The sequence below is a fragment of the Micromonospora citrea genome, assembly GCF_049629545.1.
Taxonomy (GTDB): domain Bacteria; phylum Actinomycetota; class Actinomycetes; order Mycobacteriales; family Micromonosporaceae; genus Micromonospora; species Micromonospora citrea_A.
Window position 1 is genome coordinate 160,220 of record NZ_JBNADX010000001.1, and the last position, 22,352, is coordinate 182,571.

The window sequence follows — 22,352 nt, forward strand, 5'->3', positions numbered from 1 at the left end:
GAGGAGAACGATGTCCGGAACAAGACACGTGTCTAGACAGACGATACACGCGTGTTCGAGTAGCAGTCCCCGCCATGGGGCGACGGCGGAACAGGGACTTGGCTGGCGTAGATTTGTGGTCAGGCGACCGTCAAGGCGTGCTCCGGACCGCGCGACTGGCTTGGAGGGGACTCAGATGGCCGTACGCCCACCCGGCTTCGGCCCTGTCGGTGCCGACCTGCGCGAACGGGCCCGCGACCAACTGCTGGACACCGCGCTGCGGCTGTTCGCCGAACGCGGCTACGTCGGCGTACGGGTGGAGGACATCGCCAAGGCGGCCGGCATCTCCCGCGCCACCTTCTACAAGCACTTCTCAGAGCGCGAGGAGATCCTCGCCGAACTCTTCGCCCGACTGCTCGGCAGGGAGCCCGTGGCCGCGCCCCCGGGACCAGCCGCCGAAGCGCTACCTCGTATCCGGGAGCTCCTGATCGGCGCCGCGGCCCGCATGGCGACCAACGAACAGCTCGCCAGATTCGTCTACACCCTTCCCATCCGGCATGCCGCTCTGCTGGGCCAGGGAGCCCGCCCGCCCGTCCTCGACGTGGTGGAACGAATGATCGAGGAGGGTGCGGCAGCCGGAGTCCTTCGTACCGACATCCCTCCGGCGCTGATCACCGCACACATCGCGCGGACCTTCGAGGCCGCCATGCGCGACTGGGCCGAGGGTCGAGCGGCGGACGCCGCGCCGCACGTGACACTCCTGCTCGATCTAGCGTTCGACGGCGTCGAGGCGGCTCCGTAGCAACAACGCGCGGTGCACCCCGCTGGCAGAGTCCTGCCAGGGCCGAGCCAGTGAGCGTGGGGGAGTGGGCGGAAGGCGGAACCGGAGCCTCCCCGCCGGAGGAGCGGGTCTTGCCGAGGACGCCCCGGCCTCTGGATCGCCTGGACGACGTTGTCCCGAGACACTTGAGGCCGGCGACCCGAAGCGGATGGGCGTCGACGAGGTCAGTCGCTCGTGGCCGGCGCACCGGCCGCGACGTCCGGAGCGGGGATCAGCCGGCCGTCCACCCGGGACCAGACGGCCTCCGGGGTGTCCCCGGCTGCGGCGATGTAGCGGTCGGGGCGCACGAGCGCTACTTTCGCCACGCCGTCCACGTGTCGCAGCAGTGCGTCGTCCGTGACGTGAACCAGCGGCAGGCCGTTCCACCGGGGATGGTTCGGGTCGGGGGTCGTTTCGCCAACGGTTCCCCGTACCACCCAGGTGTGGCCGGTGCGGTCCAGTCGCTCGTACAGCCGGCCGCCGCATCGCAGTTCCGGGTTCGGCATGCGGCGGCCAGCACCGGCTGGGACCGCCGCTGCGGGCACGATCGGACTGTCCGGATACGCGATGTCGAGCATGCCGACGGTACGGCCCAGTCGGGCCTGGACGGCGGAGCGTCGGATGACCCGTGGCGCCATCGCACCCACCACCGTTCGGATCAGACTCCCTCGGGTCGTCAGGATTCGGGTGACCTGGGCGGTGCCCCGGACCATCGCGTAGCCGACCGGACGGCGCTCCGCCTCGTAACTGTCGAGCAGCCGCTCGGCGGGCTCGGCGTTTATCCGCCGGGCAAGGCCCAGCTTCCAGAGCAGGTTGTGCGCGTCCTGCACCCCGGTGTTGAGGCCCTGCCCGCCGACCGGGCTGTGGACGTGCGCCGCGTCACCGGCGAGGAACACCCGCCCGCGGCGGTAGTGATCGGCCACGCCGTGGCTCAGGTTGAACTGCGACTCCCACACGACGTCGTGGCTGCCGAACTCGATTCCCGAGCGTTCCCGGATCAGTTCATCCAGGAAGGCGGCGTCGATGGTGAGCGGCGCGCCCGCCGGGGGTGTCGGCACGTGGGCGATGATCCGCCAGCGGCGGGGCTCCGGCATCGGCACGATCAGCAGTAGCCCCGCCGGATGGAGAAAGACGTGTCCCTCGTCCTCGGTCAGGTTCGCACCGGTCTTGACGTCCGCGAGGACGAAGGTGGCGCCCGCGTCCGAGCGGTCCAGCCGCAGGCCGACCTGCTCGCGTACCCGGCTGCGTCCGCCATCGGCACCGACCACCCAGCGAGCGCGTACCACCTCGTCCTCGCCGTCCGCGCGGGTCAGCGTCGCTTCGACGTGGTCGCCACCGTCCTGTAGGCGATCGAGGGTGGTCTGCCACTCGACTTCGCCCCCGAGCGCGTTGAGGTGGTCCTCAAGGATGCGTTCCGTCGCGTACTGCGGGATGGACAGCCAGAACGGATAGGCGGTGTCGCCCCAGGGCTGATCGAGCAAGCTGACGCGGACGGCGCGACGCCGGCGCCCGGCGTGGGTGTTCAGGCCCGCGAACCTGGTGCCTTCGGCGAGGACCTCGTCGGCGATCCCCATCGTCTCGAACACCTCGAGCGTGCGGGCATGGGCCACAAGAGCCTTCGAGAAGGTGGAGCGGTAGGACCTGCTTTCGATGATCCGGACAGTCAGGCCGTGTCGGATCGCTTCGGACGCCGCGGTCAGACCGGTCGGACCGGCGCCGACGACCAGGACGTCGATCTGAGGTTCCACGTCCTGCGCCGGCAGCGGCTGATGCTGCGGAACATTTCGGGTAGGGGCCTGCGAGACGTTTGGGATACGACGCTCGAAAGTCACTTTCTTCCTTCCTCCAGGCAGGATCGGGGAGGTGACTGCCGGCGGCAACCGTAGCCTAAGTGAGACACAGGAGTCCAGCTTTCTGGCGAGAGGGCCATCTCCCTGGTTCGCACCTCCGACCAGGCGGCTCCCGACCCGCTGTGCCCGATTCGCAAGATCTGGGACGCCTGCCTGTACGAAGGCGCGACACGCAGTTCCCCGCCGCGGCCGCCAAGGAGCGCGGCGGCGACAGCCCTGGGTGACGGCACAGCGCGCAGGCGGGTGTCACTCGAGCAGATCACGGACCCGGAGTCCGTCACGATGGCGATTCTCGAGGCGCTCGAGCGGATCGAGGTGGCAGGCCATGACCCTGACCGGGGCCGCGCAGACGGTACAGGTGTTGGCCTGCCTCGTTCCTCTGTCCGCTGTGGAAGGCCCGCATCGGGGTCCGTTGGCCGAGCATCGATCGACAGCCGATGTGAGCGAGTCGCCTGCTCTGGCCGGAGTTTGACCCGGTCCCACCAGCGGCCTTCTTCATATCTGGGCCCGCCGTCCGCGTATCCGGTCGGCGCACTCTACGGCAGGCACTGCGGGCCGGCCCGACGCTATTGACAGTGACCCCTGCTCTACCGGAAGCGCCGACAAAGGCCCTCCCTGCACCCCTCAAGGGTTGGTCGCGACGCCGTCGGTGAGGGTCTCGAAGATCAGACTGGCCACGGTGCGGTGATCGGTGCCGCTGGCCAGCGTGCGGACGCCCGCGGCCAGCAGCGCGGCCATCGCCGTAACCACCCACGGGGCCGGCAGTTCGGGGCGGATCAACCCCGCCTCCTGTCCCCGCCGGACCACCTCGTGCAGGGGAGCCATCACCTCGGCGCGCTCCTGCAGGAAGGTGGGATCCAGTTCGGCGCCCTCGACGAGCAGGGCCCGGAAGCGTACGCCGTGCGACGCCAGGGCATCCACGGCACGGCGGAGTGCGTCGACGGGATCCCCTTCGTCGAGCCGCGACCCGGCGATCGCCTCGGCGGCGCTGACCAACGCTTCGGCGCGCATCGCCTCCAGCAGGTCCTGTCGGGTGCGGAAATGACGGTAGACCGTTGCGCGAGCGAGGCCGGCGGTCCGCGCGACCTGTGCTATCGAGGCTCCGGGATTCTCCGCGAGGGCCTCGGCGGCGGCGTTCAGCAGGATCCTGCGGTTCCGCTCGGCGTCGCTTCGCGTCATCCCAGGAGAGTCGAGTTCGGGCACGACTCCTTACTAGCAGAGCGGGTCGGTCGCAGCGCGCCACCCCGCCCCCGGCTCGGGCGCGGTTTAACCCGTCTCGTGACCGTTGTGCGGATCAGACAAAACGGTGCGAAGGGCCCTGGTCGGACGTGGCGGAGACAAGCATGGATCGGGTCACCGGAGGCCGGCGACTCAAGGCAACCTGGACAACTATGTCTTGTTTCGTTAGGGTGGGTGCGCTCACCGGGGCGACGCCTGTGTCAGGACGACCGGGGTTCCCCATCCTGGAGCGCGTCGCCGAACAGGGTGGAAAACTAGCCGTTGCGGCCCCGGGCAATAGGAGATCTTTCGATTTGAATCTGCGTGTCGCCGCTGGCGGCGGCCTTGAGGGCCCGGGCGGGGCAGGACGTTCCGACTCGACCGCCCTGACGTGATGTTGGAGATCGCAACCCGGTCGGAGGTGTACTTCATGGAGCAGACGTCGTTGACCGCCTTGGCGCGACAACAACTCGAGAACGCGCATGGTAAGAACGGGCGCAGCGCCTACACGGTCTACGGCGGACAGCAGAGGGTGTTGCGCCAGACGCTCATCGCGTTGGCCAGCGGACAGAAGCTTGAGGAGCACGAGAATCCGGGTGAGGCCACCGTCCACGTGCTCAACGGAGAGGTGCGTCTGGCTGCCGGGAGCTCCTCTTGGACCGGCTCCGCGGGCGATTTGCTCGTCGTGCCCGACGCCCGGCACACCCTGGAGGCGTTGGAGGATGCGGTCGTCCTGCTCACCGTCGCCAAGCACGGCTGACCGGGCGCTATCGCCGAGGCGGTTCGGAATGCAGCAGTACGTCGACAGCTGTCACTCGCCAAGGTGCATCGAGAACACGACCTGGTCGGCTGCCTCGACGAACGGGAACCGCCAGCCGCAGCGTCAGGTTTCCCGGTCCTGGGCCATCGCCGCAAGAGCAGCTTGAGATAGCACCGTCAAGGCGCGATCCGGGTCGGGAACCGGTTCGTGTCGATCCTCGTTCACGAACCGATTCCCAAGATCAGGGTCCAGGCGGTGCAGGCGTCGACTGTCAGCTGCCTTGCTCGGATTCGGGTGTGGACCGGCATCGACCGCCTGTCCGCCTGCCGGTTCGAGCAGGGTTTGTGACCGGGACAGTTGCCAGACTCCGGCGTTGAGCTGTCCCCACTGTCCTGGGGCTTCTCGATCATGGCCTGACGCGCCGCCGGACGGCGCTGGACACCTGAATCGAGACGCACAACCGCAAGGCGCGCGTTCCGGTGGAGATCGCCGCCGCGCCCGAGCCACGTCCATCCCGGGAGCGCCGGGACGTCCGGTCGCACGCCGAGCGGGTGACCGTGCGAGCGAGCGCCGGATGCGGTGGCGCCGGCAGACGTGGAACCAGCGACCTGTGCGGTCGTCCGGTCAGCGGGTCGAACCCGCACCGCCACCCGCCGGGCGGCGAGCGGAAGCCCAGCCGTACCCGATGACCGTCGGTCGCGGGCAGCGGCCGGCCGTGTGGCGACTGGCCACGGCCGGCCCCGCCGCGACAACCCCGGTCCCAGCCGCGCCTCCTGAGCAGCACCTCGGGGCCGTCGGCGAGCCGTGGCTCGCCGACGGCTCGTCGCGTCCCGGGTCCAGTGGACGAGAGGACGACCGTGTGGCGTGTGTCGATGCCGACCACCAGGGCGACGAGCCGCAGATCCGCTGTCGAAACGCCGGCCGGCGGGAACGCCGTGCGCCCTGACTCGGCGGTCCCGGCGGGGCGGGACCGCTACCACCGCCCCGCCGCACGCGCGACGGAACCGATCACGCCGACAGCCTGCAGACGTGCAGCACTCACGGTGTCGACACGAACACGGTGTCGTCGAGGACTGCCACGCGAAGTGCGCTGCCGAGCACCACCGAACGTTCCCCTGCGCGGCCGGCCGGACGGGACCGGCCCGGGAAGCCGCGCCGGCGCACGCGCCCGCCGCCAGGTGCTGCCACGTGTGCTGTGACCAGCACCGCAAGGTTGAAAGGAGTCGCTCCTAAGTGGACCCTCGTCGAGGATCGGCGACGATGGGAGCGCTCCAATCTCTCGTGCTGATCTCAAAACCATCGATGGCCGCGCCCGGAATTGTTGTTCTGTGCGAATGGCCAATTTCCTGCCCTGCTGTCCGGACTCCCGTCTCACGACGTCGCAGGACGGTTGAGATCACCTTCGGCGACCCCAAGACTCCCTCGGCAAGCGGGGCGCATTCGGCCCGTACATCCGATTCCACAAGGGAGAAGCGTTGTCCTCGACGACCCACAGGCGCCGCAGCCGTCGCGGCCAGACCGTGTTCGGGGCGCTGACCGCAGTCGCGCTCAGCGTGGCCGGCATCACCCTCATCCCGTCCGCGAACGCGGAGACCGCGTCCTTCGCGAAGGGCCCAGCCCCCACCGACAGCAGCATCGAGGCGGCCGAAGGGCCGTTCGCCACCGCGCGGACCAGCGTCTCGCGGGCGAGCGTGTCTGGCTTCGGTGGCGGTGACATCTACTACCCGACCGACACCAGCAGCGGGACCTTCGGCGCCGTGGTGATCGCGCCGGGCTTCACCGCCTCGAAGTCGAGCATGGCCTGGATCGCCCCGCGGATCGCTTCGCAGGGTTTCGTGGTCTTCAACATCGACACGATCACCAGATCGGACCAGCCGGCCAGCCGCGGTCGGCAACTGCTCGCCGCCGCGGACTACCTGACCGAGAACAGCAGCGTACGGACCCGCGTCGACGCGAACCGCGTCGCCGTGATGGGCCACTCGATGGGCGGCGGCGGCGCTCTGGAGGCCGCCAACAGCCGGCCCTCGCTGCAGGCCGCGATCCCGTTGACCCCGTGGAACCTGACCAAGACGTGGGGCCAGGTCGCCGTGCCGACCATGATCGTCGGTGCGGAGAACGACTCGGTCGCCTCGGTCCGCACCCACTCCGAGCCGTTCTACAACAGCCTGCCGGCCGCGCCGGGCAAGGCGTACGTGGAGCTCAACCGTGCCAGCCACTTCGCGCCGAACATCTCGAACACCACCATCGCGAAGATGAGCATCGCCTGGCTGAAGCTCTTCGTCGACGACGACACCCGCTACCAGCAGTTCGTCTGCCCCGGCCCGGGCACCAGCACGGCCGTGCAGGAGTACCGCAACACCTGCGCCAACTTCGCTGTCTGAGACAGGCACCGGTTGGCCGCCGGCGGCGTGAGTTCGCCGGCGGCCCCGTCTCATCGCGGCAGCAGTGCCCGTAGCGCCGGCTCGGCCAGGCTGAACTCGACTCCGGCCATGCCGAGCAGGTCGCTGTAGATCACGGAACCGACCAGGCGGACGTAGAGGTACGCTCGCCTGCGCAGGTCTTCCTCGTCCCCGATGAGGCCCGACTCGCGGAAGATCTCGAACTGCGCCTCCATGCTCCGCTTCTGCAGATCGGTCGCCGGCGTGACCAGCACCCGTGCCGCGGTCTGCGGCTCGGCCGCCACGAACTGCTGCAACTGCGGACCCGAGGACGTCAGCTCGGCGAACACCCGGGAGACCTCGACGACCCGGTCCGGCCCGGTGCCGGGTGCCTCGCCGCGAGCCTCGTCCAGCAGCAGTTTCGCGAACGACCAGAACACCTCGCCCAGCAACGCGTCCCGGCTGCCGACCGCCCGGTACAGGGTCGCCCGGCTGATGGACAGTTCCGCGGCCAGGACGTCCATGTCCAACGTGGAATGGCGCAGATAGTGCATCGCGGCACCACGCACCAACGCCTCCGAGGCGATCACACGCCGACTCGCAGACAATGCGCACTCCCGTTCTCGGCGCGCGCCCGGGTGGCGACTCCCCACTCAGCGTCCATCTGATGAACCTCTTCAACCTGACGGTGCTGGTCCCGGCAGGTAGGGCAGACCGCACCTCGATGAGGAAGCTCCAGGTACGACAACAGCCGACCAGGAGCCTCACCAGTGCTGTCATACCCGTCCATGACCTTGTTGTCCAGCCGAACCCGAATCGAATTCGCGTGCCGACGTCGACGATCCTGGACGGCGCGCTCATCTCGATCGATCCCGTCGCTGGCGTCGCCGGCACCGGCGGGTTCGGTCCCTGCGGCGATCGGTGAGCGGGGGGCCCGAACCGGCTGCCGCCAGGCGGCACGGATCCGTCCGGCGAAACGCCGGCGAACCGGGCCCTCGAACGAAGAACGGCGAGGTGGCTGGCGCCCCGCTCAGCCGACCGGCAGGGTCGATTCGCGCACCACGAGGCGGCCGGGAAACTCCTCCGACCGGGGCTCGGCCCCGCCCATGGCCTCGAAGAGTCGCTGGCCTGCCACGGTGCCGAGGCGCTTGAGGTTCATGTCGATGCTGGTCAGGCGCGGGCGGGAGTCCGCAGAGGTGGCTTCCCAGTTGTCGAATCCGAGCACGGAGATGGCTGCGGGCACGTCACGTCTCAGCTCGCGCAGCGCGTCCAGCACGCCTCGGGCGATCTGGTCACTGCCGCAGTAGACCGCATCGACCTCGGTGTGCCGTTCGACGACCATGTGGGCGGCAGCCCGCCCCCAGGACTCGTCCCACGACCCGAAGTACGACCGGCCACCGACCAGGTCCAGGCCAGCCTCGGCCAGGGTTGCCGCCGCCCCCTCGGCGCGGTCCCGCGCCGCTCGGAAACCGATCTCGCCCGTGATGTGGACGATGTTGCGCCGCCCGCATGCCAGCAGGTGCTCGATGGCGAGTCGCCCGCCGCCCACGTTGTCGACGGTGATCGAGATGTCGTCGGGGTTCGCGGAGGGAGCGTACGCGTCGCAGAGGAAGACCGAGACCTGGCCCGCGCCGCCGCGAGGTAGTTCGCCCGGACCGCGTGGCCGCGTAGCACCGTCGCCTGCCGGACGGGGGTCTCGTCCTGGAAGTACTCCCGGCCGGGTCCCACATCGCTGAGCCGGCCGCGACCCCGCCGGTCGACGAACGGCACCGTCACCGTCGCGGGCACCGGCGGATGGAGCACCTGGTCCCGGAGAACTGGAGCCAGTCGACGTTGACGTTGCCGTTGACGAAGACCAGCTTCACGTCCTGGACGCCGGGCAGGTACTGGTGCAGTTGCAGCCCATCGTCGTCGGCGGTGGCCACGTACGCAGTCGGGCTGGCCATCGACGCAGTCCGCGGCGAACATGGCCAACCTGCTCAACCCCAGACTGAACGCGTACGGTCAGGTGCTCCCGAACCTGCAGAAGCACGCCCAGGGCTACCCCTCCGTCGCGTACCTGCAGTCCATCTCCAAGCTCGGCCAGACCGGCTACGGAATGGGCGACGTCGGAGCAGGCAAGGACAGCCCGGTTCCGAGCTGATCATCGCGGCAGTGGACAAGGACGATCCGCGTCCGGTGTGGGTGAACCTGTGGGGCGGGGGGAACACGCTGGCGCAGGCGCTGTGGAAGGTGAAGAACACCCGGAGCCAGGCTCAGGACGATCAGTTCCTCGGCAAGCTGCGGGTGTACGACGTCCTCGGGCAGGACGACGCCGGCGCCTGGATGACGAAGACCTTCCCCAACCTGCTGTACATCCGCGCCAAGAACCTGGTCTACGCGTGGCAGCCCTCGGCGAGCTGGGTCGACACGATGGTCCAGAACCACGGCCCGCTCGGCGCTCTGTACCCCGAGAAGGCGTGGGCGTACGAGGGGGACACCCCGGCTCCTCTACCAGATGCCCAATGGCCTGAGCAATCCCGACCGGGTGGACTGGGGCAGCTGGGGCGGGCGTTTCGGCCCGGCCGAGAAGGCCGGTGTCCGAGGCATGACCGAGAGCGGCAGACTCGTCGCGGAGCCGTCGTACGACCCCTACTACATGTACAGCGACGCCCCCGAGGGCGGCAGTTCGATCAACCGGTGGAGCACGGCGATCCACAACGACTTCGCCGCCCGGATGGACTGGAGCATCACCGGCACCTTCTCCGGCGCGAACCACCACCGCGAGACCGCTTCGGTACAGGTGCCGGCCGGCGCCGGCGGGAAGAACCTCCACATCGTCCTGCAGCTGCGGGACAACGGCGCACCCAACCTGTACAGCTACCGCCGGGTCGTGATCAACGTCCGGTAACCACCACGACGACAGCCACCTGAGGGCATCGCCCTCAGGTGGCTGTCGTCGTTGGGGCGGGCCGCTGCAACCACGCCGCCCTGGCCGGGCCGTCCCTCGATCCCGGTCACGCCGTGATTCCCGCTCGCCGTGGCCCTACGCGGTGGTCGGCCACAGTGCCGCCGTCGTAGCTGCATCGTGACGGGACGCGCCTGCATTCGCGAGGGCTGCCCCGGCCTGCAGCAGCCCTCGCCCCGATGCTGGTGAAAGCCAAGGCCGTCGCAGGCTTCGACACCGCGCTCTGGTGCACGGACCGGCAGTGGACCGTCGAGGGCAACAGGCGTCGAGGCGGCGACCAGACCGGCGAGGACCGCAGCGCGGGGAGAGGGCGATGGCCCTCGACGGACGGGACAGCCCCGACCCCACGTACGCCATGTCCGCCCGGCCAGACGGGCGGCCTGGCCACCGCCGGACGCGCCGTGGCCGTACGCGCGAAGCGCTCGGCCGGGACATCCCAGCCGAGCGCCTCACTCTCATCCCGCCACCCGACGAGCAGCCGTCCGGCGGCAGCCCCCGGATCCGTCCGTCAGACGGTGATCTTTCCGGCGCCCGCGCCGCCCGTCACGATCGACTTGACGCTGCTGGCGCCGTCCAGCGAGTACGAGTACGGGATGCCGGCGACGCTGCCGCCGGCCTGCCCGCTGCCCGAGTTGACGAAGTGGTTGTTGCGGGCGACCAGGCTGCCCGGCCCCGAGTTACCTTCGCCGCGGTGGTACGGGTCCTTGACGTTCTCGAAGTAGTTGCCCTCGACGAGGACACCCGCGTTCATCGTGGAGGCCACGCCGTAGCCGCCGTTGCTGTTGTAGTAGTTGTTGTAGACGTGCACCGGGTTGCCGAAGCGGACCCGGGGGTGGCGCTGGCTGGTCGCGTCGAACCAGTTGTGGTGGTAGGTCACCCGCAGGTGGCCGACGTCCTGGCCGGCGTTGCCGTCGCTGTGCCCGAGCAGCATGGTCTTGTTGTGGTTGAAGAACCGGTTCCACGAGACCGTGACGAAGTCCGAGCCCCGCTTGATGTCGACCGCGCCGTCGTAGCCGTTGCTGAGGGTGTTGTGGTCGATCCAGACGTTGGTCGACGAGTTCTGGACGTTGATGGCATCGTCGTTCCAGTTCCGGAAGGTCAGGTTCCGGATGATGATGTTGCGCTGACCGCTGACGTTGAGCCCGCAGCCGACGATGGTCGCGCCCGGGTTGCCGAGGATGGTCTTGTTGGACCCGACCTGCAGCATCCCGGAGCAGGAGATCGTGCCGGAGACCCGGATGACGGCGGCGTTGCTGCCGCCGATGGCGCTGCTCAGAGCGGAGGCGCTGCTCACGGTGGTGGGGGAGGCGTTGCCGCCCCCGGTGGTGCCGCCGTTCTGGGTGGCCCAGCCGACCAGCCCGGTCTGCGGGGCCGAGGTGGGTCCGGGGGTGGGCGGCGTGGTCGTCGGCGTGCTGGTGGGGGTGGTCCCCGGGGTGGTGGGCACGGTCCCGCCGGTGCAGGTGACGCCGTTGAGCGTGAAGCTCGTCGGCGCCGGGTTGCTGGAGTTCCAGCTGCCGTTGAAGCCGAACGAGGTCGTGCCGTTGGTGCCGATGCTTCCGTTGTAGTCGACGTTGGTGGCGGTGACCTGGCTGCCGCTCTGGGTGACGTTCGCGTTCCAGGCCGAGGACACCTGCTGGCCGGCGCTGTACGACCAGCGCAGGTTCCAGGAGGAGATCGGGTCGCCGAGGTTGGTGATGGTGACGTTGCTGGTGAACCCGCCCTGCCACTGTGAACTGACCGAGTAGTTGACCTGGCAGCCGGCTGCGGCCTGGGCGGCACCGGCGGTGAGCACCCCGGCGACGAGCACTGCCGCGCTGGAGGCGGCGATGGTCGAGCTGATGGCGAGCAGCTTGGCGCGCCGTCGTACGAGCATGGGATTTCCCTTCCCAACGGCGGGGACGAAGCCCGGCCGGCCTTCCACCGTCAATGGCGCCCTGCCCTGTGACGCCGGTGGGTCGGCTGGTCCCGCGGCTCGTTGCCCTGCCAAAACGGACGAGCTGGTGATAACGGCTCCCGCCTGCGCCTGCCCGAGCAAGCGCTTTCCCCATGTAAGCACGGAGGTCGATCCTTGTAAATGCCTAGTAGGACTTGAATGGATATGCAATCGCGACTCCGCAAGGCCACCTTGACATCGACATTGGTAAACGTTACGTTCGCCCCGACCTGGGATCTGCATTCATTGCGGAATGGAAATTCAGTCACGGTGGTGCGGACGCCGGCCCGCATTCTCCTGTCGCGCTGACGCGGCCGTGGACGCCGCGACGGACCAGGTGAAACGCGACTGGAGGGAGTGCATCCATGCCGAGAGTGAAGAGGCGCCCAACCATGAGGCATCGTCCGGTGTGGCGGGGCGCGATTGCCGTCGTCGTCGCCGCCACGCTGATGATCGCGAGCGGTCACTCTGCCACGGCGGCTGGCCACCGCATCGACGGACTGCAGGTCGCGAGCGCGATCTCCACCCTGTACGAGGCCGAGGCGGGCACGGTCGGTGGCGGTACGACGATCGACTCGAACAACGCCGGGTTCACGGGCACCGGATTCGCCAACTTCTCGACCACCGGCGGTTCGTTGCAGCTCGGCAACGTCTCCGGTGGCGGTGGTGGCTCCTCCGGGCTGACGATCCGGTTCGCGAACGGCAGCGGCAGGACGCGGACGGGCCGGCTGGTGGTCAACGGTACCGGCCGGGACATCACGTTCCCGACGACCAGCAACTGGACGACCTGGCAGACGACATCGCTGACGGTTCCGCTGAACGGTGGGGGCAACACCATCCGGTTCGAGTCCACCGGCCAGGACCTGGCCAACATCGATCACATCGTGGTCGCCGCCGACGACGGCGCGACCGCGCCGGCCATCACCACCCAGCCGGTGAGCCAGACCGTTCCCGTCGGCGCCGGCGTCACCTTCTCCGTCACCGCGACCGGCGCCCCACCGCTGAGCTACCAGTGGCGGCGCAACGGCGCCGCCGTCGCCGGGGCCACCGGTGCCGGCTACACCATCACCAATGTCCAGCCCGGCCACGCCGGCGACTACACCGTGGTGGTGACCAACTCGCTCGGCTCGGTGACCAGCAATCCCGCCACCCTCACCGTGAGCGACACGCCGCCCCCGCAGAGCGCCCGGCCGCGGGTGATCGCGATGACGGACGGCGAGATCGACGACCGCAGTTCGATGGTCCGGTTCCTGACGTACGCGTCGGACTACGACGTCGCCGGCATCGTCCAGACCAACTCCCGCTATCAGAAGAGCGGGCACAGCGGCGAGAAGTGGATCGAGCGCCAACTCGACCTCTACCAGCAGGTCCTGCCGAACCTGCGGACCCACAAGGCGGGATATCCGGACGCGAGCGCGTTGCGCGCGGTCCTGAGGGTCGGCAACGAGAACAGTGGCGACCTGACGGTGGCGCCGCCGAACATGAGCGTCAAGGACACGCCGGGCTCGCAGCTGATCATCGACCGGCTGCTGGACAGCGACCCTCGTCCGGTGCACGTCGCGGTCTGGGGCGGGGCGAACACCGCCGCGTACGCGCTGTGGAAGTTGAAGACCCAGTACACCGCGGCGCAGTACGCCTACGCGGTCTCCCGGCTCTGGATCTACTGCATCTGGTACCAGGACGGCGGAGGCCAGTGGATCGAGGACAACATCCCCGGCGCCAAGATCTACGAGGCGTACAAGTGGGACAACGTCTGGGACTACCAGAGTCTCTCCGGGCCCAGTCCGGACCACGTCAAGGCGTACATGACGCAGAGCTGGCTGGACACGAACGTCAAGCGGGGGCACGGGCCGCTCGGCGCGGCTGTCCCGCAGACGTACGTCAGCGAGGGGGACACCCCGTCCTTCCTGCCGCAGATCGACAACGGGCTGACCCAGTACGCCGACTACACCCTCGGCGGATGGGGCGGACGCCCGGTCTTCGACAAGGGCAACCACATGACCGACGGGGTCGACGACGGCAACGCGAACAAGCCATTCTGGCGCTGGATCCCGGCGGCACAGAACGACTACGCCGCCCGGATGGACTGGCAGGTCGCGACGAGATTCAGCGACGCGAACCACCCGCCGGTCGCGCGTGTCGCAGGCGGCCTGGCGCGGACGGTGTCCCCCGGTCAGACGGTGACGTTGGACGCCTCGCCGAGCACCGATCCGGACGGCAACGCGCTCAACTACAAATGGTGGCAGTACGCCGATGCCGACTCGGTGAGCGCCAAGGTGTCCGTCAGCAACGACACCGCGCGGACCGGTGCCGGCTTCGTCGTACCGAACGAGCCGGGTAGAAAGATCCACATCATTCTGGAGGTCACCGACAACGGGTCTCCGAGCCTGACGCACTACCAACGGGTGGTCTTCACCATCGCCTGACGCCTGCGGCTGTCGTGCCCTCATGGTCCCGGCCTGAGGGCACGACAGCCGTGCTGCCAGGGGGCGGCTGGGGGCGCGAGGGCTATGGGTGCGCGCGGAGCGCCCTCTGCGGGATCGACGCGGAGGGTGCCCTCGTCGTCGGCGCATCGGCCGGCGGTTGCCCGGGGCGTGCCGGCTCGCCGACGCCTCCGAGCCCTGCGCGTCCGGGACCGGTCCGGCTGGCCGAACGGTGGCCGCTGGGCGATGTGGATGTCGAGCAGCGCAGGCGACGAGTTGCGTGCTCGACGTCGACGCGGCTTCGCCCCGCAGGGTGAGCGAGGTCGGCCGGCGGTGTCATTGACATCGCTGGTTTGGCCCCCCTACGCTGTCGTCATGTCCGATCATGCTCGAATAAATATGCGGACGCCGGTCTTCGGGGCGGGCATCTGGCACTTCGGCCGGTATGTGGACCGGTACGCGACCGACGGTTACGGGCCGCCGGTCAACACGGTGGAGGCGATCGCTCTCGCCGGCCAGGTCGAGGACCTGTCGGTGGTGGATCTGACCTTTCCGTTCGATCCGCCCGGTCTGACCGTGGACGAGGTCGCCGGCGCGCTGAAGACGAACGGTCTCCGCGCGGTCGCCGTCACCCCGGAGATCTACACCCGGCGGTTCAGCCGCGGTGCCTTCACCAACCCCGATGCCGAAGTCCGGCGGGCGGCGATCGAGCTCGTGTCCCGCGGCGCCGAGGCGGCCCGCGAACTCGGCTGCGACTACGTGAAGCTCTGGCCCGGCCAGGACGGCTGGGACTACCCGTTCCAGGCAGACCACCGGCAGCTGTGGAAGTTCTCCCTCGACGCCGTCGGTGAGCTGGCCGCCGCTTTCCCCGACCTGAAGTTCGCCATCGAGTACAAGCCGCGCGAGCCGCGCAACGCGATGGTGTTCTCCTCGGTGGCCCGGACGCTGCTGGCGATCGAGGAGATCAGCCTGCCGAACGTCGGCATCCTGCTGGACTTCGGCCATTCCCTGTACGGCGGCGAGTCACCGGCCGACGCCGCCCGGATGGCCATCTCGCGGGGCCGCCTGTTCGCCATCGACGTCAACGACAACTACCGCGGCTGGGACGACGACATGGTGGTCGGGTCGATGCACCCGATCGAGACCTTCGAGTTCTTCTACGCCCTCGACGAGGCCGGCTGGGACGGGGTGTGGCAGCTGGACCAGTTCCCCTTCCGGGAGGACAGCGTCCAGGCGGCCACCGACGGCATCCGGGTGATGAAGCGCATCCACCGGGCCCTGGGCGCGGTGGACCGCGAGGCGCTACAGGCCGCCCAGCAGGCGCAGGACGCCCTCGCCGCGCAGCGGATCATCCAGAACGCCCTGTACGGCTCGTACCAGGGGTGAGTGAAATGGCAGGGACCTTGTCGACGAGGTGGCACCGGTGAAACTGTCCGCTGATCCCGAGCGCTCCACGCTCTACCGGGAGTTGTCAGCCCGTATCCGCGCGTCCGACGTCGATGTCGCGGCGGTCGAGCTACGGCGCATCTCGCAGCAGGTGCGGCGCAGCATCGTCCGGATGATCGACCGGGCGCAGATGGGGCACATCGGTGGTGACCTGTCGGTGACCGACATCCTGGTGACCTGCTTCTGGGGGGCGTTGTCGCTGGACCCGAAGCGGCCGGCCTGGCGGGAGCGGGACCGGTTCATCCTCAGCAAGGGCCACTGCGCCGCCGCGCTGTACTCCACGCTCGCGCACTGCGGCTTCTTCCACGCCGAGGAGCTCGACACCTTCATGGCGCCGATGTCCGCACTGAACGGGCATCCCAACAAGATCAAGGTGCCGGGAGTGGAGACCAACACCGGGGCACTGGGACACGGTCTTCCGGTCGCCACCGGTTGTGCCATCGCCGCACGCCTGGCGGGGGAGACCTGGCGTACGGTCGTCGTCCTCGGCGACGGGGAGATGCAGGAGGGCAGCAACTGGGAAGCGGCGATGACCGCTTCGCACTACGGGCTCTCCTCGCTCACGGCCGTGGTCGACCGCAACCGGCTGCAGCAGGGCGCCCGCACCGAGGACACCAAACGCCTCGAACCGCTCGCGGACAAGTGGCGCAGCTTCGGCTGGGAGGTGCGGGACGTGGACGGGCACGACCACGCCGCGCTGCTGCGGGCCCTGGGGCCGTCGTCGGACGGGCAGCCGGTCGCGGTCATCGCCAACACGATCAAGGGTAAGGGAGTGTCCTTCATGGAGGATCGGGTGGAGTGGCACCACAAGGTGCCCACCCGCGAGCAGACCGACCGGGCACTCGCGGAGCTCGTCGGATGACCGTCGTCGAGCAGGCCACCTTCGACTGCCGGCAGGCGTTCGCCGATGAGCTGCGGGCGCTGGCCCGGACGGACGACCGGATCGTGGCCGTCTGCAACGACTCGGTGGGCTCCAGCAATCTGGTGGGATTCCGGGAGGAGTTCCCGCAGCGGCTGGTGAACGTGGGCATCGCCGAGCAGGATCTGGTCGGCGTGGCGGCGGGCCTGGCCAACGCGGGCAAGATCCCCTTCGTCTGCGCGGCCGCCCCCTTCCTGACCGGTCGGGCACTCGAACAGATCAAGGCGGACGTGGCGTACAGCGAAGCCCACGTCGTGCTCTGCGGACAGAGCCCGGGAATGGCCTACGGCGAGCTGGGGCCCACCCACCACTCGATCGAGGACCTGTCGTGGATGCGCGCGGTGGCGAACCTCGACGTCATCGTGCCGGCCGACCCGGACCAGACGCGGGCCGCGGTGCGCTGGGCCGCCGCCTCCGGACGTCCGTCCTATCTCCGCATCCCCCGCTTCAAGGTGCCCGCTGTCACACCCCCCGACGCCCCCTTCTCCCCGGGCAGGGCGGTACGCCTGACCGATGGTGACGACGTCACGGTCATCGCGATCGGTTCGCTCACCTCCCGCGCGCTGGACGCGGCCGCCCGGCTGCACGGCGAGGGCATCGGTGTCCGCGTGCTGAACATGCCCTTCGTGGATCCGATCGACACTCAGGCGGTGCTGGCCGCCGCCCGCGAGACCCGCGGGATCGTGACCGCCGAGGAGGCGACCACCACCGGAGGTCTGGGTGCCGCTGTCGCGGCGATCGTGGTCGCCGCCCGTCCCACCCCGATGCGGATCCTCGGCGTGCCCAGGGTCTTCGCGCCGACCGGCGACACCGCGTTCCTGCTCGACCACTTCGGGCTGACCGCGGACGGCATCGCGACGGCGGCGCGGGACCTGTTCCACCGCTCCGGCCCGGGCGGTGATCATGGCTGACGGACCGCTCGTCCTCGCGATCGACCAGGGGACGAGTTCCACCAAGGCGCTCCTCGTCGACGCCGCCGGGCGGGTCGTCACGCGGGCAATGGCACCGTTGTCCGAGCAGCAGCCGCAGCCGGGCTGGGTCGAGCAGGACGCCACCGAGCTGTGGCAGAGCGTACGGAAGGCCGTGGCGGCGTGTGTCGACCCCTCGGCCGCGCACCGGATCGAGGCGGTGGGGTTGAGCACCCAGCGGGAATCGCTGGTGCTGTGGGACCGTCGTACCGGCGAGCCACTCGGGCCGCTGGTGAGCTGGCAGGACCAGCGCACCAACGCCGCGTGCCACGACCTGGCGGCAGCCGGCAGCGGGCCGCTCGTACGGTCGATCAGCGGGATGCCGCTCGACCCGATGTTCTCGGCCCTCAAGGCCGGCTGGCTGCTGGACACCTACGACCCGGAGCGACGGCGCGCCAAGGCCGGCGAGCTGTGCCTGGGCACCGTCGACTCCTGGCTGTTGAGCCGGTTCGGCGGGGAACACGTGACCGAGGTCGGCAACGCCTCCCGCACCCAACTGCTCAACATCGAGACCCGGCGCTGGGACGACCGCCTCCTCGACCTGTTCGCCGTACCCGCGGCGGTGCTGCCCCGGGTGGTGGCCTCGTGCGGCGACTTCCCGGCCGTACGCGGACTGGCGCCCGTGCCGGACGGCACCCCGGTGCGGGCGGTCCTGGGGGACTCGCACGCGGCGATGTTCGCGCACGCCGGGTGGCGGCCGGGGGTGGTGAAGGCCACCTACGGCACCGGCTCGTCGGTGATGGCCGTCGGCGAGTGCGGTGACACCGGCCAACTGTGCCGCAGTGTCGCCTGGGACGTCACCGGCCCGGTCCTGGCCGTCGAGGGCAACATTCGCGCGACCGGTCGTACGCTCACCTGGCTGGCCGAGCTGTTCGGCGTCGACGCGCAGGTGCTGCTGGACGAGGCGGCGCCCACCGCGGGCCGGGTGCAGTTCGTGCCGGCGTTCGGTGGCCTCGGCGCCCCGTGGTGGGATCCGAACGCGATCGCGGTGCTGAGCGGGCTGACGCTGGACACCCGCCGCGGCGAGTTGGTCACCGCGGCCCTGCACGCGATCGCCCACCAGATCGAGGACGTCGTGGCCGCGGTCGAGGCCACCGTCGGTGCGGTCCGGGTGCTGCTGTGCGACGGCGGCCTGACCCGCAGCACCCGGCTGATGCAGACCCAGGCCGACATCGGTGGGCGGCGGGTGGGTCGGTCCGCCGAACCCGACCTGTCCTGCCTGGGCGCCGCGGACGCGGCCGGACTGGCCGCCGGGCTGTGGAGCCTGCCCGACCTCGAGCAACGTCTTCGGCCCACCACGCAGTACAGCCCGTCGACCGACTACCCCGCGCGGGCGGTGGAACGGGCGCGGTGGCACGCCGCGGTCGACCGGGCCCGTCCAGTTGCCACGCCGCGAAGGAGCGGATCGTGAAGATCACCCCACGTCCTCGTTGGTTCGGTGTGGCTGCCGTCGCGGCACTCGTCCTGGCGATCGTGTTCAGCACCGAGTACCGGCCGGTGGGTTCGGCCTCGGCAACGGCGTCGCAGAAGTTCGACCCGGCCCGCTACGGCGCGGAGACCTACCAGAGCAAGGTGGTGCCCGCCATCCGACAGGGCGCCACGCCGCTACCGGAGCTGTTCGCCGCCCTCACCGCCGACGAGAAGGCGGCCGGGCAGAAGTACGGCCACCGCCAGGGCTCCGGCCCGTACAGCTTCGCGGTCACCGGCGAAGGCGTCGCCGAAGAGATCAGGGGCAACCTGCTGCTGCTCTCCGGCACCGGGCTGCCGGCGCAGACCCGGGTGTCGCTGCAGGTGGGGCCGGCGGTCAACGGCACCGCCCTGCGGGATGCCGCCGGCTTCATCACCTTCGGCCAGTTCCTCAACCAGGTGGAGTACGCCGACGCGGCGACCGCCCTGAACAACCAGATGCGTGCCGCCGTGCTGGCCGACCTGAAACCTGCGGAACTGGTCGGGAAGAAGATCACGTTCATCGGGGCGTTCAGCTTCGTCACCCCGTCGGTCGTCACGATCACCCCGATCGAGATCAGGAGGGCGCCGTGACCACCGTGCTGCGTGCCTGCGGGGTGACGAAGGTCTACGGCGGCACGCACGCGCTCAAGGGCGTCGACTTCGCGGTCGCCGCAGGCCGGGTGACCGCGCTGTTCGGCGAGAACGGCGCCGGCAAGTCCACCCTGATGAAGATCCTGGCCGGGATAGAGCAGCCAACCACCGGTCACCTCGAGCTGGCCGGCAGACGCACCCAGTTCCGCTCCGCGCGCGAGGCGGCCGACCAGGGCATCTCGATCATCCACCAGGAGCTGAGTCTCTGCCCCAACCTCAGCGTGCAGGACAATCTCTTCCTGGCCCGCGAGTTGCGGCACCGGGGCGTCGTCGACCGGGCGGCTCAACGCGCCGCCACCACGGCGGTCCTGCGCCGGCTGGAGGAGGACCTGGATCCCGACCGGCCCGTCGGTGACCTGCGCCTGGGCCAGCAGCAGATCGTCGAGATCGCCCGGGCGCTGCTCCAGAACGCCCGCGTCCTCATCATGGACGAGCCCACCTCGGCCCTCACCGCTCCGGAAGTCGCCGTGCTGTTCCGGCTCATCCGCGAGCTGACCGCCGGCGGGGTCGCCGTCATCTACATCTCGCACCACCTCGACGAGGCGCTGGAGATCGCCGACGACGTGGCGGTGCTGCGCGACGGCAACCTGGTGGCCTCCAGCACGGCGGACGAGGTGACGCTCGGCTGGATCGTCCAGCACATGGTGGGCCGCGACCCCGACGACCTGTTCCCCGACCGCGAGCCCGTCCTCGGCGCCCCGGTGCTCACCGCGGATTCGATCGTGGTCGCCGACCCGCAGAATCCCCACCGGCTCGCTGTCGACCAGGTCTCCCTCACTCTGCGCGCGGGCGAGATCGTGGGCATCTACGGACTCATGGGATCGGGCCGCACCGAATTGCTGGAGGCACTCGCCGGCCGGATCGTGCCCGACGCGGGAACGATCACCCTCGACGGGGAGCCGCTCGGCAACGCCGGCATCGGCCAGCGCATCGCCAAGGGGATCGCCCTGGTCCCCGAGGACCGGCAACGCGACGGCCTCGTCCAGTCCATGTCGGTCGGGCAGAACCTCACTCTGGCGGGACTGTCGCAGTTCGTCCGCAGGCTGCTCGTCCGGCGCGGCGCCGAGCGCGAGGCGGTCGAGCGGACCATCACCGAGGTCACCGTCAAGACCAGTGGCCCCGCCGCTCCCATCGGCTCGCTCAGCGGTGGCAACCAGCAGAAGGTCGTCATCGGCAAGGCCCTGCTGACCCGGCCCCGCGTCCTGCTTCTCGACGAGCCGTCGCGCGGGGTGGACGTGGGTGCCAAGGCGGACATCTTCGCGCTGATGGCCGCCCAGGCCCGTCGCGGACTGTCGGTGCTCTTCGCCACCTCGGAAGCCGAGGAGGCCCTGCACATTCCCGACCGGTTGCTCGTGCTCGCCCGTGGTGTGGTGGTAGGCGAGTTCCGGCGCGGGCAGCTGACCCGGGAGGACCTGATGAGTTTGTCCGACGGCCGCATCGCCGCGGCGACGAGGCAAGAGGAGCCGGCGCTGTGACCACCCCACTCACCGCACCTGTGACATCGGGTCAGGACGCCGCTGCCGAACTGGCCACGAAGGCTCGCCGGCTGTCGCTGCTCAACGGACTGTTCGAGCTGCGCGCGTTCATCGCGCTGGCCGTGCTGGTCGTCGTGTTCAGCCTGTTGTCGGACTCGTTCCTGACCGTCACGAACCTGATCACGATGACCAAGCATGTCGCGATCAACGCGATCATCGCGCTCGGCATGCTGCTGGTCATCCTCAAGGGTGGCATCGACCTCTCGGTCGGTTCCATCGTCGGCCTCTCCGGAGTCGTCGCCGGCGAGCTGCTGCAGGGTCTGCGGCTCGGCTTCCTGGACACCATCGCCTATCCGCCGGTCTGGGCCGTCATCGTGCTCAGCGTCGCGGTCGGGATGATCGTCGGCCTGGTCAACGGCGTTCTCGTCACCCGCTTCCGGGTGGCACCGTTCATCGCCACGCTGGGCATGCTGTACGTGGCCCGTGGCCTGGCGTTGCTCATCTCCGACGGGACCACGTACCCGAACCTCGGCGGCAGCCCGGAACTCGGCAACACAGGCTTCGGCTTCCTCGGCAGCGGACGCCCGCTCGGCCTGCCCACCTCGATCTGGCTGATGGTGGTCCTGGCCGCCGTGGTCGCGCTGGTCCTGATCAAGAGCCCGTTCGGGCGTTGGCTCTACGCCACCGGCGGCAACGAGCGGGCGGCCGAACTCTCCGGCGTGCCGGTCCGGCGGGTAAAGACCGTCGTCTACGTGGTCGCCGGGGGATGCGCGGCCATCGCGGGGCTCATCATCGCCTCGGAACTCACCTCCGCGGCACCACAGGCCGGCGAGACGTACGAGCTCAACGCCATCGCCGCCGTCGTCATCGGCGGGGCAGCGCTCAACGGTGGGCGCGGCAACGTCCGCGGCACCCTCGTCGGCGCCTTCGTCATCGGCTTCCTCGCCGACGGTCTGGTGCTCCTGGGCGTGTCGACGTTCTGGCAGATCCTCATCAAGGGGGCGGTGATCGTCCTCGCCGTCATGCTCGATCAGGGTCAGCAGAGATTCCAGCGGCGCCAGGGAGCGGTTGCCTCTGCCGCCGCGGCCACCAAGACACCTTCCGTCTGAATCCGGCTCCACCCGCACATCCCATAA

18 protein-coding genes and 2 pseudogenes are annotated in these 22,352 nt (G+C 69.6%); 14 read left to right on the top strand and 6 right to left on the bottom strand.

Features of this window, described 5'->3' with window-relative positions; translation table 11 throughout:
- The first annotated feature begins 175 nt into the window (after window positions 1–175).
- On the top strand, window positions 176–781 hold the full coding sequence (locus ACPFP2_RS00685; protein WP_424084954.1) for a TetR/AcrR family transcriptional regulator: 606 nt from the start codon (window positions 176–178) through the stop codon (window positions 779–781).
- A gap of 203 nt (window positions 782–984) precedes the next feature.
- Here the strand turns inward: ACPFP2_RS00685 and ACPFP2_RS00690 are convergent, their stop codons facing one another.
- Both ACPFP2_RS00690 and ACPFP2_RS00695 read right to left on the bottom strand, forming a co-directional pair.
- Window positions 985–2,547 carry an FAD-dependent monooxygenase gene (locus ACPFP2_RS00690; RefSeq protein ID WP_424084956.1) on the bottom strand — a complete coding sequence of 521 codons (1,563 nt, stop codon included), beginning with the start codon at window positions 2,545–2,547 and terminating at the stop codon, window positions 985–987.
- A gap of 726 nt (window positions 2,548–3,273) precedes the next feature.
- Complete coding sequence (locus ACPFP2_RS00695) at window positions 3,274–3,852, bottom strand: TetR/AcrR family transcriptional regulator (RefSeq protein WP_424084958.1); 579 nt, start codon at window positions 3,850–3,852, stop codon at window positions 3,274–3,276.
- Window positions 3,853–4,297: 445 nt separating this feature from the next.
- Here ACPFP2_RS00695 and ACPFP2_RS00700 point away from each other — a divergent pair, with 445 nt between their 5' ends.
- Both ACPFP2_RS00700 and ACPFP2_RS00705 read left to right on the top strand, forming a co-directional pair.
- On the top strand, window positions 4,298–4,627 hold the full coding sequence (locus ACPFP2_RS00700) for a cupin domain-containing protein (protein ID WP_424084960.1): 330 nt from the start codon (window positions 4,298–4,300) through the stop codon (window positions 4,625–4,627).
- Between the two features lie 1,475 nt (window positions 4,628–6,102).
- Entirely contained in the window at window positions 6,103–7,008 is a 906-nt protein-coding gene (locus tag ACPFP2_RS00705) for an alpha/beta hydrolase family protein (RefSeq protein ID WP_424084962.1), read from the top strand.
- 50 nt (window positions 7,009–7,058) lie between these two features.
- On the opposite strand, the gene ACPFP2_RS00710 is transcribed toward ACPFP2_RS00705, so the two are convergent.
- Window positions 7,059–7,559: a QsdR family transcriptional regulator gene (locus ACPFP2_RS00710; protein ID WP_424084964.1), complete on the bottom strand. Its 501-nt coding sequence runs from the start codon at window positions 7,557–7,559 to the stop codon at window positions 7,059–7,061.
- Window positions 7,560–7,672: 113 nt separating this feature from the next.
- Between ACPFP2_RS00710 and ACPFP2_RS00715 the strand changes: the two genes are divergently transcribed.
- The gene (locus tag ACPFP2_RS00715) at window positions 7,673–7,930 is read left to right on the top strand and encodes a hypothetical protein (RefSeq protein ID WP_424084966.1); all 258 of its coding nucleotides are present in this window, start codon (window positions 7,673–7,675) and stop codon (window positions 7,928–7,930) included.
- Window positions 7,931–8,035: 105 nt separating this feature from the next.
- On the opposite strand, the pseudogene ACPFP2_RS00720 reads toward ACPFP2_RS00715, so the two are convergent.
- Window positions 8,036–8,614, bottom strand: a pseudogene (locus ACPFP2_RS00720) (substrate-binding domain-containing protein); the annotation flags it as partial.
- Between the two features lie 163 nt (window positions 8,615–8,777).
- Window positions 8,778–8,951 (bottom strand): hypothetical protein, encoded by a 174-nt coding sequence (locus tag ACPFP2_RS00725; protein ID WP_424084968.1) that lies wholly within the window; start codon window positions 8,949–8,951, stop codon window positions 8,778–8,780.
- Between the two features lie 20 nt (window positions 8,952–8,971).
- Here ACPFP2_RS00725 and ACPFP2_RS00730 point away from each other — a divergent pair.
- A pseudogene (locus tag ACPFP2_RS00730) lies at window positions 8,972–9,441 on the top strand (DUF1593 domain-containing protein); the annotation flags it as partial.
- Window positions 9,442–9,502: 61 nt separating this feature from the next.
- On the top strand, window positions 9,503–9,895 hold the full coding sequence (locus ACPFP2_RS00735; protein ID WP_424084970.1) for a hypothetical protein: 393 nt from the start codon (window positions 9,503–9,505) through the stop codon (window positions 9,893–9,895).
- 565 nt (window positions 9,896–10,460) lie between these two features.
- On the opposite strand, the gene ACPFP2_RS00740 is transcribed toward ACPFP2_RS00735, so the two are convergent.
- Window positions 10,461–11,825 carry a cellulose binding domain-containing protein gene (locus tag ACPFP2_RS00740; protein WP_424084972.1) on the bottom strand — a complete coding sequence of 455 codons (1,365 nt, stop codon included), beginning with the start codon at window positions 11,823–11,825 and terminating at the stop codon, window positions 10,461–10,463.
- A gap of 452 nt (window positions 11,826–12,277) precedes the next feature.
- On the opposite strand from ACPFP2_RS00740, the gene ACPFP2_RS00745 reads away from it, so the two are divergent.
- The 8 genes from ACPFP2_RS00745 (at window position 12,278) to ACPFP2_RS00780 (ending at window position 22,325) form a co-directional block, all read left to right on the top strand.
- A complete protein-coding gene (locus ACPFP2_RS00745; protein ID WP_424084974.1) occupies window positions 12,278–14,311 on the top strand; it encodes a nucleoside hydrolase-like domain-containing protein in 2,034 nt (677 codons plus the stop codon).
- Window positions 14,312–14,683: 372 nt separating this feature from the next.
- On the top strand, window positions 14,684–15,694 hold the full coding sequence (locus ACPFP2_RS00750) for a sugar phosphate isomerase/epimerase family protein (protein ID WP_424084976.1): 1,011 nt from the start codon (window positions 14,684–14,686) through the stop codon (window positions 15,692–15,694).
- Window positions 15,695–15,731: 37 nt separating this feature from the next.
- Window positions 15,732–16,616, top strand: coding sequence for a transketolase (locus ACPFP2_RS00755; protein ID WP_424084977.1), 885 nt, complete (start codon window positions 15,732–15,734; stop codon window positions 16,614–16,616).
- Window positions 16,613–17,584 carry a transketolase family protein gene (locus tag ACPFP2_RS00760; RefSeq protein WP_424084979.1) on the top strand — a complete coding sequence of 324 codons (972 nt, stop codon included), beginning with the start codon at window positions 16,613–16,615 and terminating at the stop codon, window positions 17,582–17,584. Before ACPFP2_RS00755 ends, ACPFP2_RS00760 begins: the two co-directional genes overlap by 4 nt.
- Complete coding sequence (locus tag ACPFP2_RS00765; RefSeq protein WP_424084982.1) at window positions 17,577–19,052, top strand: FGGY family carbohydrate kinase; 1,476 nt, start codon at window positions 17,577–17,579, stop codon at window positions 19,050–19,052. Before ACPFP2_RS00760 ends, ACPFP2_RS00765 begins: the two co-directional genes overlap by 8 nt.
- The gene (locus ACPFP2_RS00770; protein ID WP_424084984.1) at window positions 19,049–19,681 is read left to right on the top strand and encodes a DUF2291 family protein; all 633 of its coding nucleotides are present in this window, start codon (window positions 19,049–19,051) and stop codon (window positions 19,679–19,681) included. The genes ACPFP2_RS00765 and ACPFP2_RS00770 overlap by 4 nt, the downstream gene beginning before the upstream one ends.
- The gene (locus ACPFP2_RS00775) at window positions 19,678–21,216 is read left to right on the top strand and encodes a sugar ABC transporter ATP-binding protein (RefSeq protein WP_424084986.1); all 1,539 of its coding nucleotides are present in this window, start codon (window positions 19,678–19,680) and stop codon (window positions 21,214–21,216) included. Before ACPFP2_RS00770 ends, ACPFP2_RS00775 begins: the two co-directional genes overlap by 4 nt.
- A complete protein-coding gene (locus ACPFP2_RS00780) occupies window positions 21,213–22,325 on the top strand; it encodes an ABC transporter permease (protein WP_424084988.1) in 1,113 nt (370 codons plus the stop codon). The genes ACPFP2_RS00775 and ACPFP2_RS00780 overlap by 4 nt, the downstream gene beginning before the upstream one ends.
- Window positions 22,326–22,352 lie beyond the last annotated feature (27 nt).